The organism is Xylanibacter ruminicola, assembly GCF_900142525.1.
In the GTDB taxonomy this organism is placed as follows: Bacteria; Bacteroidota; Bacteroidia; order Bacteroidales; family Bacteroidaceae; genus Prevotella; species Prevotella ruminicola_A.
On the sequence record NZ_FRBD01000004.1, the window covers coordinates 1 to 11,977 of the forward strand.

At 44.6% G+C, this 11,977-nt stretch carries 8 protein-coding genes and 2 pseudogenes; 1 reads left to right on the forward strand and 9 read right to left on the reverse strand.

Features of this window, described 5'->3' with window-relative positions:
• Window positions 1–252: pseudogene (locus tag BUB86_RS03415) on the forward strand (hypothetical protein); the annotation flags it as partial.
• A 242-nt stretch (window positions 253–494) separates the two neighbouring features.
• On the opposite strand, the gene BUB86_RS03420 reads toward BUB86_RS03415, so the two are convergent.
• The 9 genes and pseudogenes from BUB86_RS03420 to BUB86_RS16965 all read right to left on the reverse strand — a co-directional run.
• A complete protein-coding gene (locus tag BUB86_RS03420; RefSeq protein WP_073205485.1) occupies window positions 495–920 on the reverse strand; it encodes a hypothetical protein in 426 nt (141 codons plus the stop codon).
• A gap of 106 nt (window positions 921–1,026) precedes the next feature.
• Window positions 1,027–1,494 carry a DUF3997 domain-containing protein gene (locus BUB86_RS03425; RefSeq protein ID WP_139261375.1) on the reverse strand — a complete coding sequence of 156 codons (468 nt, stop codon included), beginning with the start codon at window positions 1,492–1,494 and terminating at the stop codon, window positions 1,027–1,029.
• Window positions 1,495–1,565: 71 nt separating this feature from the next.
• Window positions 1,566–2,108, reverse strand: coding sequence for a hypothetical protein (locus BUB86_RS03430; RefSeq protein WP_139261377.1), 543 nt, complete (start codon window positions 2,106–2,108; stop codon window positions 1,566–1,568).
• A gap of 778 nt (window positions 2,109–2,886) precedes the next feature.
• Window positions 2,887–3,831 (reverse strand): alpha/beta hydrolase, encoded by a 945-nt coding sequence (locus tag BUB86_RS03440; protein ID WP_073205500.1) that lies wholly within the window; start codon window positions 3,829–3,831, stop codon window positions 2,887–2,889.
• On the reverse strand, window positions 3,828–5,012 hold the full coding sequence (locus tag BUB86_RS03445) for a hypothetical protein (RefSeq protein WP_139261379.1): 1,185 nt from the start codon (window positions 5,010–5,012) through the stop codon (window positions 3,828–3,830). Before BUB86_RS03445 ends, BUB86_RS03440 begins: the two co-directional genes overlap by 4 nt.
• Window positions 5,013–5,035: 23 nt before the next feature.
• Window positions 5,036–6,943 (reverse strand): alpha/beta hydrolase-fold protein, encoded by a 1,908-nt coding sequence (locus tag BUB86_RS03450; protein ID WP_081373070.1) that lies wholly within the window; start codon window positions 6,941–6,943, stop codon window positions 5,036–5,038.
• A 19-nt stretch (window positions 6,944–6,962) separates the two neighbouring features.
• On the reverse strand, window positions 6,963–9,113 hold the full coding sequence (locus tag BUB86_RS03455) for a TIM-barrel domain-containing protein (protein ID WP_073205937.1): 2,151 nt from the start codon (window positions 9,111–9,113) through the stop codon (window positions 6,963–6,965).
• Window positions 9,114–9,127: 14 nt separating this feature from the next.
• On the reverse strand, window positions 9,128–10,450 hold the full coding sequence (locus tag BUB86_RS16960; RefSeq protein ID WP_081373088.1) for a family 43 glycosylhydrolase: 1,323 nt from the start codon (window positions 10,448–10,450) through the stop codon (window positions 9,128–9,130).
• A gap of 33 nt (window positions 10,451–10,483) precedes the next feature.
• Window positions 10,484–11,878, reverse strand: a pseudogene (locus BUB86_RS16965) (glycoside hydrolase family 43 protein); the annotation flags it as partial.
• Between the last annotated feature and the right edge of the window lie 99 nt (window positions 11,879–11,977).

Sequence of the window (11,977 nt, forward strand, 5' to 3'; positions counted from 1 at the left end):
CGTCCACACATGTCGCTGAACAACATGACTCCACATCAGGCAGCCTCTTGTATGGGTAAAATACAGAAAAAATGGATCAGTTTTAGAGAAAAGTATCTAGAAAATTTGGAAATTCAAGAAGGAGCATGTACCTTTGCACCGCAAACCCTGAATATGATTGAACGGCTTTCCGTGGAGCCTATTCAACAAAAACAAGGGTTAAAAGAGAATTGTTCAACTTCTGTCAGGGATAAGAATTTAGGTACCCAATAGGCATTCAACCAATGGCAGGGTTAAGTTAAAAACCATTCAACTTTTTCTAGGGAAGTACAATACTATCAATATTATCGTAATGTGATACCCCGATGTATAGTGTATCATTAGTACAATTCTTGAATACTGCCATAACTCTTGAATGCATTATTGGCAGACAGGATGTTAGAAGCAAAATAATAAGAGTAGCCCCCAAAATAACTTTTGAAATAAGTAGCAGAGTCCGCAAGTGACACCGCAAATCAATCCCATCTTTCATCATCCATTTTACCAATGTTGTTTTCTACTATTACGTTATCAAATTCGTTATAACCATTATATAAAGTACAGCCGTCTAAAAATATATTATCAGTCAAAACAAGATCTGCCCCAAAGATACAGTCAAGGAAGACAAACAAGCTCATAAAGATATTATTTTTAATAACTATCGGCATTTTATTATATCCTCCCATTTCATATTGCACTTTATTTTTAATAATACAGTTTTGCAAACATAACCCACCTACAAAGTGTGCATTATGCAAAATCAATGTATCAATGATACAATTTTCGACAACAACTTGCTGATCAAAAGTATCAAACCCAAAATCAAGAGTATCAACAATCTGATTAGAGATTACTCCTGAGAGATGATTTATATTTGATTTAAAAATTCTGTTATTAATCATAATTCACTTATTATAACTATGAAGAAATACAAACTGGGGATATTACCAATATTGTTCAGGTAAAATCTTACGGGATTTTTAGATCCTATTTGGTTTCCATTCCAGTTCACTTGGTTCTTAAAAACCGGGATTCGTATTTTTTATCCATTTTGATCAAAACATTAAGCTTCTTGCACATCCGATTAAAGTCAGACTCAGACATTGGGCCAAATACTTTGGCATCCTGTTTGCGGATTATCCAATAGCAATCCGGTACACTAAGCATTTTTTTCAAAAGTGTCTCCAGGCTATCTGTCATTTTTTGAGAACGTATAGTAGAATCTGAATTCTCCTTAAATGCGTTTATGTAATATTCGCGATAATATGCACTATCCGGTTTCTGATATGCTATAACATAATTATCATCAAATTCATAATTAAGGACTTGATCAGGTACTAATATCGTTATAGTACCTTTATCCATTAACTTGTTAATACGTCCGCTTTCATAAATGTAAGAGTCGCCTAATTCAAAATATGAGTCGTGACATCCGCATAACAACAATACAATATATATATATAATAACTTTCTCATATGCATAAAAATATTTGTTAGAAATGACGTGACCATGAAAATGATCAAAAGACCCTACGATCCGCGTTTCTTCAGAAATACCCAAGCGTTGCTTCTAAATAGCCTGTCGATTCATACTTCATCAATGGCGTAGTAAAGCGGAACGAATTAATGGTATCAAAGATATTTAACAATTCTTTTGCCGTAAATAGCTCCAATAAAGGCGTTTTCGCTATAATCTTATAACAGATAACACTTCCATCATCGTCTATCAAAGCTTTATTGTAACAAAGAATTTCTTTTGGCTTCATGTTCTTCGCATTTTTGCTAAAGCAACTCAAGCATAATTGATCTAATTCATGAAACTCTTTTTTCATCAATTGCGGGTTGTTCCTTATTGGATATGGATACTCTGCTTTATAATTGAATTCTATCTTTCGCTGTTTAAGAGCATTAACTCTGTTGGAAATGTCATTTACTGTATAATAGTAAAATAACTTTCCATCATTATTATTTGTCTCTTCTACAATAGTTCTATTCCCTTCCTTAACCGTTCGAGAGGAGGTCTGTGCTGTAATGTTAGATGGCCAAAGCATAACACTTAACAGCCCTACAAAGTATTTACAAAACATCATCTTCTTTACAATTCTTTAACCTGGAATCATGGGGTTCTCCCGATCACTCGATTTCACGTTTCACACGATTGCCGGCAGCATCGTAGCTGTAGCCAATCTTTGCCTGAGCAAAAGAAACCATTGGCAACAAAACCAAATAAAACAATAAGTTGTACTTTCTCATTTATATCCTGATTAATTTAAACTTCTGAGGGGCAAAGGTACACAAAATAACTGAGAATAAAGAGAATAATGGCATATTCTTATCAAAAGCGAGAAAAAATTAGGATCACGGGGGCAGTAGGATCACGGGGCAGTTCTCCCAATCACTTTTTCACTGCAATATGATCATAAAAGAACTGTTTTATGATTTGTATGAAACCTAACATTTTTTTAGTCCCATCTTGTTGTTTTGTTGTTATCACGACCATTACTCTCTGATTGTCAGATAGTTGGAAATGATAACAACAAAACTTTTTATGGCAACAAAACGACTTTTTTCGCAGTTTTACCAGATATTCTTTACCTTTAGTGGTGAGTTTCCGCTCTTGCGGAGCATAGCCTCTTCGGCAGGGAAGCACTTACAAATAGTTTGTAATAGTTATTCGGATAATATGTTGTAGTTGTTCCGAAGTCATCTACGAATCGTTCCGAAGTCACTTTACTACTATTACAACCTAGTTGTAAAACCGTTACAACGTAATTGTAATGCCGTTACAGTTAGTTTGTAATGGCATTACAAGTAGTTTGTAAATTGCAAGCTGAGGCTCTAATTATTCACGATTAAGTCATACCGTTACTATTTGATAAGAGCCTCCAGAAAATTAACCATTTTCTGTAGGTTCTCTTCGGCATACATGCCCATGCCGTGGCCGCCTTCAGGCACGAAAGTAGCTTCGGTCTTAACACCAGCAGCCTTTAATACTTCAAAGAACTTCTTTCCTTGGCAGCATGGAACCACATTATCCTTCTCACCGTGGAAGATGATAACAGGAGGATCGTTCTTGTCGACATAGGTTGTAGCACTCAGACTGAGGTACTTATCTGGCTCCTTGGCCAACTTAGAGTTGAGCAATACATCCTCAGGACTATTCTCACCCATCTTCATAGACTCACCACAATCCATAGCTGTGAGGTCGATAGGACCAGACCAGTCGCAAGCAGCATTAACGGCACTGCTCTCGTTGAGGCAGTTACCTACATTACCTTCAAGATCGATATCAACAGTACCCACCTTGGTCTGCTTGGTACCGCTGGTAGTTGCAGCAGTAGAAGCCAGATGACCGCCTGATGAAAAACCGCTAGTAGCAATGAACTTGGTATCGAACTTATACTTCTTGGCCTCGCCACGCACAAAGCGTATCACCGCTCTGATGTCATGAATCTGTGCAGGCCATTTGGCATCCATACTTGAACGGTGGTTGGGGCAAACCACAGCAAATCCTGCATCAAGCAAGCTCTTGACGATGGTACCAAGGTCGGCAGCGCCTTTACTGCTATTGCTGAACCATGCACTTCCGTAAATGTGGATAACAACTGGATAAGAAGCCTTTTGTTGTTTTGGCAGATAGATATCACAGGTGTGATAGGCCTGTTCGTCACCAGCATAGTTTACATCCTTCCACTCCTGCGATGTCTCAAGTTTAACCTGAGGCACCTGGAATCCTCCAAATCCTCCTGCCGGCTGAGCCATAGCTACTGCCGACAAGCAAAGCATACATACTGAAAAAAGTGTTTTCTTCATTTTATCAATGTTTTAGAATATACATGTACATCATTTGTGTCGGTATCTCGTCCTAACAGGAACTTGTCGATAAAAGCCAACACCTCTGGCCACTGACACTCTGGTAGCTGACAATGCCCGTGACCGCCTACAATACTCCATCCCATACGATCAGCGATACCAAATCGCGCCCAAACCTTTCTAGCTGCCTGAGCAGAAACCAACATGGCATCATCAGCCAACCACTTGTAATCTGGGTTGCCTAACAGCAACAGGGCACGTGGACAAACCATTGCACAGAGTTCGTGCTGGTCGTAAGGCAACTGATAAACGCTGTCACCACGGAAATTCTCTAATTGACTCTCCAAGAACCAGTGATAATCTGTTTTATCAATATTCTCCACATCGTTCTGTAAATGTGAGATTCGCCAAGCAGCAGCACCGCCGCCACCAGGTTCTTGGGCAATGGTAAGAGCGACGCGTTCATCGAAGGCACCACAATAAAGTGCCATCTTACCAGCATACGAACAACCGGTAACACCAATGTGCTTCATATCTATCTTGGTTACCTCTGGCCCTAAAAGTTCCAGTCCGTCAAGCAAACGGCTGAAGCCCCAAGCCCACTCGCTATAGGCACCATTATCCTTAAGATGTGGATAGAGACGATCGAAGTTATGCTCTCCCCTCTCGTGGTGCTTACCCCACTGACCATAGTCGTTCACCTGCTTCTCGTGGAAGTTCATCGTTGCGATAGGGCGGTCCTCGAACAGCTGTCGAGGCAGCGCTATCATGCTCGATCCAATCATCAGCGGATAAGGAGCTTTGCCTGTCTTAGGATATTTAATCTCTGAACTCAATGTCAGTGTCTGTCCATTCACCGTCACGTCAACAATCAGCGTGTCATCCGACATACGAGCTTTGATGCTCTCCTTGTTTACAACAGGCTTCTCGCCAATACCGTAATGCTGAATCATAGCCGCAATCTCACTGCGTTTGCGAGACCAGTCGCTAAAACCATCAACACCTTCGAGTGGATCGGGCAGGTTCTTGAGAACAGGTAGCTTGCTTGCCTCGGGCATAGCCGGTTTTGCAAAAGCAGCACCAGTATTTTCTACTTGGTAAAACAAAGGTAGTTGGCTACCCTCTTGAGCCTGAGCACAGAGGGTAGCACAACACAGTACAATAGTTGATAAAAGTTTCATTAGTTATCCTCATTAATGATTGATTAATTACCAAAGCCGCCGAAGCCACCACCAAAGCCACCGCCCATAGCGGGGAACTCAGGATCGGGTTGTTTCTTAATGTCAAGCAACAGCTTTACCAATGCTCTACGACGCTGGCTCCATGTGGGATAATCATTTGCATCGAGTTTATTCATTTTGAAGCCAGGCATCTGCATACCACCCTGCTGCTGACTGAAGTCTTGAGTAGTAACAGTAATCATACATGGTTTGGCATTTCCATCGGCAATCAGTCTGTCGGCAATAGCATCAGCACCACCAACCTTAAACCAATCCTCAATTGATTCACCTTCAACTGGAATCAATTGTATAAAGGCAGGCATCACGCCCATTCGCATATTGCCAGATGTATAGAATGCGGTATTACGCTGAAGGTCATAGCTGACGCGTCCGTGGGCTATTTCTCCCTGCGAAGCAAAATTAAATGGCGACTTGGGATTGTCGGCAATACTGTACTTGAATCCCGCATCAGGCGAGATATACATATTGCTGGGATCGGTTACCTGCATACCATCAACTACGAAACAGTATTTGAAGGTTTCAAACAGATTCTCACTCATCTTCACACTCCACACACCGTCGCTGTCGCGCTCCATTGCCACATTCTCAGGCAAAATCTCGCACTCCAACTCTACCTTCTGAGCATCAGGAGCCTTGAAGCGGAAGATGATGCCATCCTCGGTATACTCAGGCGAGATAATAGGACGGGGAAAGAGACGAGCCATCACGCTAGGAGTAAACTGCTGTTCCTTTCCTGTTGCAGCAGGAGCAGGTTCGCCATTCTTCATCGCTTCCTCAGAAGCCTTCTTATTGAAAAGCAAAGGAAGAGTCTTGCTCAAAAAGTACTTGGCATTCATCCATGTATGGCCGAACTTATCGTTGGTAAACTCCTTCACGCTACGGATTCCCTTCTTATCAAGGAACTCCATATAGTCGCGAGCATTACCATACAAAAAATCATCGGTACCCACACCCAGCCAGAACAAACGAATCTTCTTGTTTGTATCATCAGCATTGTCATAGACACCGGTAATATCTGTAGATGTGAACGAACTATAGCTGCAAAGATATGAGAACTTATCGAGATTACTCAAACCATTGAACAACGCCTGATTACCACCACGCGAGAAGCCTCCGATAGCACGATGATCCTTGTTATTGATAGTACGATAGTTCTTCTCGATATACGGCATCAAGTCGTTTATCAGGTCTTTGCTGAACACATCGCCACCGAATCGGGTCTGTGGAGCCCCGTTTGCTGCTGGGGCAGCCAATAGTTTAGTAGGATTACCATAAGGCAATACGATTATCATCTCCTTAGCTTGCTTCTGAGCCAACAGATTGTCGAGGATATAGTTTACACGACCTACCTTATAATAAACCTCTTCAGTATCTGTAGTACCACTTATCAAGTAGAATACAGGATACTTCTTATCAAAACTCATCATATAGTTTGGTGGCAGATACACAATGGCATTATTGGTTCCACCAAGACTCTTTGAGTAATAGTGGATGTACTCGATAGTTCCATGGGGCACATCCTTAATGTCGTGAGCAAGTCCATCTTTCGACTTGATTTCCAACAGACTGTTCTTAAAGCCCTCGTTAGGGAAATACTGCGGATTATCGGGGTCCATGATGCTTACACCATCAACCACAAAGCAATAAGGATACATGTCGGGGGCTGCGGGTCCAAGTGTTACTGTCCATAGTCCCGTCTTTGTATCTTTCTGCATAGGCTTTCGCCCTGCAAACTGTACATCTACCTGCACATCTTTGGCCTGATCGTTTTTGTACTGAAAAGTCACGGTACCATCGTCATGACAGATGGTCCCAGCATTTGCCTGCATACAACAGGCAAGAAGAAACATTAGGATAGATTTGGTCTTCATACGCTTAAAGTTTATGTCGTTAGTAAATAGTATATCCAGCTCGAATAAATACAGGTATATAGGCTTTAGTAACAGGTGTTGTTACATATTGTCCTCCATCGTAGTGCTTACCAGTATGATAATCGGTCCACCCACCAGAATTCTGAGGCAAGTAGGTTCGCCAAGAGGAAGCTCCAGGTTCAGTTACTGGACTGATCAGGAGTGCGGGACCAAACATATATTCATACTTTTGCTTCAAAGCCTCAACATCGTTTGTAAAGTCGAACACCAAGGGGCGCATCAATGTACCACCCTTTTCCGATACCTCCTTAGCACAGCGCTTGATATAAGGCATCAGACGGTAACGCTCTTTCAGACACTGTGCGATGATATTCTGCGCTTCCTTGCCATAATTCCATGGTTCGGTATTACTCATATAGCCATGGACACGCATCAGCGGCAAATAAACAGCAGTTTCAATCCAGCGCAACATGCGCTCAATATATGCACTGTCAGTATATTGGTTCTGTGGTCGGAAGAATCCGCCTGCATCGTAGGTCCACCAGGGGATACCTGCAGCCTGTATACCCAATCCCGCAGTAATCTGTCGGCGGAAGGTTTCCCAGTCGTTACCTACATCGCCGCTCCACAAAGCCGACCCATAGCGTTGGATTCCAGCAAAACCACAACGGGTCAGTATCATCGGTTCCTTGCCTGCTGCCACCAGACCTTCGTAAACGGTCTTGTTCACCAACAGCGGATATACATTCCGCACCTGCTCGCCTGCCCACTTGCCTGCGTTCACTCTGCGCCCCTCAAGGTCATCATTCTCTGGCTCAGTAGCGTCTTGCCACCAGGCGTCTATTCCTAACGGAACCAAGCGTTCCGAGAAATTCTTCCAGTAGGCAGCAGCGGCATCGGGATTAAAGAAGTCAATCCAATCGGTGCCAGGAATATAGTGCCCTCCAGCCACCATCTGCTTACCAACCTCAGAGTTCTTGTCAATCTTCGACCATACCGATACCATCAGTCTGATATCCATTTTGTGCAGACTATCAGTCAGCGCCTTGGGATCTGGATAGAACTCTTCGTCGAAACGCATAGAGTTCCATCCGTACTTGCCCCAATACTGCCAGTCCTGCACAATCATGCTGATGGGCAACTGCTCGCTACGGAAGCGGTTTGCCGTCTGCAGGATCTCGTCCGACGAGTGGAAGCGCTCGCGACAGTGGATATAGCCCAATGCCCAGTCTGGCATCAACGGGCACTCGCCTGTCAATTCGCGATAAGTGGCGATAATTTCATCGGGCGTACCAATAAATACGGTATAGTCGACAGCCTCAGCCACAGGCGAACGGAACGTAGTCTCGTCCTTCACCTTATTATAATATAGCACAGGCTTATCGTCTTTGGTTAACTCGGCCAACAGCTTGTGACTACCTTTCGAAAGAGTTACGATCTTAGATGCCGTTGGCGGCAGCCAAAGGTTCTGCATCTCGATAACAGGCTTCCCGTCAATCAGCAGGTTATGGCGACGAGCCATCTTCTGCCCCACATCCAGCAGCAAGGCATAGTCGCCAGCCTCCTTAACATCGATAGTGGCTTCGAAGATATGGCGCTCGCGCACCTCTTTCTTTCCGCCTTCGGTAGAGGTAACATTCACCTCTTCACGTTCTCCGGCGCCAGCTCTCTTTATCAACTTCACGCTCTGCTTGCAGGGATTAAACTCGGTCAGGCCATAGTTATTCCACAGCACTCCATAGCCCTTGCTCGAAATGAGCATGGGTATGCTTATTTGCGTATTTACCTGCGTAAGTCGACGCGAAAGACCACGCACGTTACTATATCCGTCCTGAAACTGTCCAAGACCAAAGAGAAACTCATCCTTTGGCGATTCGAATGTAAGTGTAGCCTCACCTTCTTTCAGCTGATGAGTGGTTGCACAAAAAACATTCTTTCCGGCCTTATCTTTTACCGTCACCACATTTCCCCTCACCGTAGCAGTGACATCAGCCTTCTTCAGTTCCTCGTGCTTCACATACAACCAATCGGGCAGTTCTGGCTTAACCTTTGGGTCGGAATATCTCACACGAACTGCATTCTTAGCAACATAAGTTACCATTAACTTCTGCTGAGCTCCAGCCGACAGAGTCACCAGCCACAATAGCGCAACCGATAATAGTTTCTTCATCATCCAAGCCTTTCTTACTTAAACTGCCACCAATCCAGACGAACATCGCCGCTGACCTTGTCAAAACAAATATAGAGGTCGTGAACGCCTGCAGCATTCTTCACCTTACCACCGAAAACACGATACTTCTCAACCGAACCGGTCTTACCGATTGTTACCGTACCAATCACGGGTCCCTTGTTGCTGTCTAATCGCAGATTCACGGTAACACGGCCTGTAGATGCAGCAGTTATATTAAACTGCTTAGCGCCTTTACCGAACTCAACGCCACGAAGTTTTATGTACTCACCATCATTGATGTCGAAGATATACATATTCTTCTTGCCGGTAGATGTTGGCATATCTGCCACTACGCCCGTGTTCTCAATACCCATCTTGGCACTCTTCAGCCCATAGCCCCAGGCCATGGTCTCTGCCTCTACACGCTGATAAGGATTCAGCCAGTGCAACTGCTTCATAGGCTGCTGATCCAACCAGTAAGGAATGGTCTGGATGGTGCCATCGGCATTATAGGTGATCTCCTGTGCTGATACGCTACGACGCTCATGATGAACAAAAGTCTCCAGATGCATCAGGTCATAGTTCTGTCCGAACACATACGAGTGGCCTTTAAAATCCACGATACCAGGATGGTTTCCACGATCGCGCTGGGTAGGCTTCATGATGTAGCCCTTCCACTCCCATGGGCCTGTGGGACTGTCGCTCATGGCATAACCCAGGGCCTCAGGACAACAGGTCGATGCGAAACCAAGATAGTAGTGTCCATTCCGCTTATAGAACCATGGGCCCTCCTGGTAGTTGGGTATATGTGGCAACTTGTTCACTTCACTTGTCAGCGATGTCATATCATTGCCCAACTTTGCCCAGAAGGTATGCGGGTTACCCCAGTACATATAAGCCTGACCATCGTCGTCGGTATATACCGATGGGTCGATATCATACCAGTTATTCTGATCCCATACAAGTGGTTTACCCAGAGGATCTTTGAAAGGTCCATAAGGCGAATCGGCCTCCAGCACTCCAATGCCATGCCCGTGCAACGGAGCATAGAGGTAATATTTACCGTTACGCTCTACGGTCTGGATGGCCCAGGCACCGTTCTCACGACTGCGCCAAGGGAAATCCTTCAGCGATGCTACTGCACCATGTTCAGTCCAGTTCACCATATCGGTAGTGCTCCACAACAACCAATCGTACATAAAGAACCCTGCAGAGCCTTTTTCATTTTCATCGGGGATATCTTCAGGCGAAGCATCGTGCGAGGTGTAGAGGAACAGGGTATCGCCTACTACCAATGGCGAAGGGTCGGCAGTGTACTTAGTCTGGAACAGAGGCATGTTCACCTGCTCCAGTCCACGCATCTCCCACCAATCAAAATTAAACAACTTCGGACCTTTACGCCCTGTAAACACCAGATACAAGTCATGACGACCTTTTACCAACTCGGTAAAGTCGGCAGTCAGCGTCTGCCATTTCTCCCAACCACCGGTTGCAGGGACTTCAAGTTTACATAGTGTCTTACCATTCACGCTGTCCACGCGCACCTCGATATTTCCACCACGAAGGCCACTTGCTACACGGGCCGTAAACGTACGTGGCAACTTATTGCAGAAACAAACATTCTGCAGTTTGATATAATCGCCGTTATGAATATCGGTTACATAAACACCAATCTCATCGTTTTGTTCGGTTTTCACGCCCTTTGAGAAAGCCATGGTCTCAGCCTCAACCTTACGATAAGGATTAAACTTACCTATTGGCTTCACACCCTCATCGGTAGGCATAATCTTTGGGAAGCTGCCATCGGCATTATACTTAAACTCCTCAACGGCCACACTACGACCGAAGCCACCACCCTGAGGCAGTTTACCAGTGTGGTAGAAGAAGTAGCTGTGCCCCTTGAAGTCGGCCACGCCACAGTGGTTGGTAAACGAGTTGGTATCGCACAGCGGCATAATCTCGCCAGCATACTTCCATGGACCAAGTGGTGATGGGGCCGTACTATACGAGATATGCTCAGGCACGCCACCAGCAGCATACAGCAGCTGATACACGCCATTGCGCTTAGTAAGCCATGGACCCTCTACATACGAGTCCTTATACTTCTTACCCTTCCCGCGCTCCTTCATCATCGGACCACCGAAAGCCTCTTCCGTCATAGGCAGCTTACCCAGCTCACCCTCGTACGATATCATGTCGCGATTTAACTTCAAGTAATATACCTGTGGATTTCCCCACATCAGCCATGCCTGTCCGTCGTCATCTATCATCACTGTAGGATCGATATGATCCCAAGAACCGTTTTCAAACAAAGGCTTACCCAAGGCATCTTTAAATGGTCCGATTGGCGAGTCTGCCACAGCTACACCAATAGCCATTCCACCAGATATCCTTGAATGAGCACAGATATACCAGTAAAACTTACCGTCGCGCTCAATAGTCTGTGATGCCCAAGCACGATCGTCAGCCCAAGAGAAGCTCTCAAGTGCCAGAGGTGACCCGTGATCCTGCCAGTTTACCATGTCCTGAGTTGAGTAAACGCGCCACTCCTGCATCCAAAAGAAATCTGCGCCATCCTCATCATGGCCGGTATAAACATACATTGTTCCGTTGTGTACCATTGGAGCAGGGTCGCTTGTACACCATGTCTGCACGAAGGGATTCTGTGCCTTCGCACATGTAGCAAGCAACATCATAGCTGCTATCGCGGTAGTTTTCTTGATCATTCTATTATCGTTTATTAGTTTACGACTGCAAAGGTACATCAAAATTACGACATCGGATTTCCCAAATGTATCATTTACTTTATGAAACGTAACACATACAAAAAGTCCGGGCCTTAACAAGCCCGGACATCTAGAAGA

Excerpts from the sequence above, each read along its gene's own strand:
- BUB86_RS03420 (WP_073205485.1), bottom strand. The coding sequence starts at position 920 with ATGATTAATAACAGAATTTTTAAATCAAATATAAATCATCTCTCAGGA.
- BUB86_RS03425 (WP_139261375.1), bottom strand. The coding sequence starts at position 1,494 with ATGAGAAAGTTATTATATATATATATTGTATTGTTGTTATGCGGATGT.
- BUB86_RS03430 (WP_139261377.1), bottom strand. The coding sequence starts at position 2,108 with ATGATGTTTTGTAAATACTTTGTAGGGCTGTTAAGTGTTATGCTTTGG.
- BUB86_RS03440 (WP_073205500.1), bottom strand. The coding sequence starts at position 3,831 with ATGAAGAAAACACTTTTTTCAGTATGTATGCTTTGCTTGTCGGCAGTA.
- BUB86_RS03445 (WP_139261379.1), bottom strand. The coding sequence starts at position 5,012 with ATGAAACTTTTATCAACTATTGTACTGTGTTGTGCTACCCTCTGTGCT.
- BUB86_RS03450 (WP_081373070.1), bottom strand. The coding sequence starts at position 6,943 with ATGAAGACCAAATCTATCCTAATGTTTCTTCTTGCCTGTTGTATGCAG.
- BUB86_RS03455 (WP_073205937.1), bottom strand. The coding sequence starts at position 9,113 with ATGAAGAAACTATTATCGGTTGCGCTATTGTGGCTGGTGACTCTGTCG.
- BUB86_RS16960 (WP_081373088.1), bottom strand. The coding sequence starts at position 10,450 with ATGCCTCTGTTCCAGACTAAGTACACTGCCGACCCTTCGCCATTGGTA.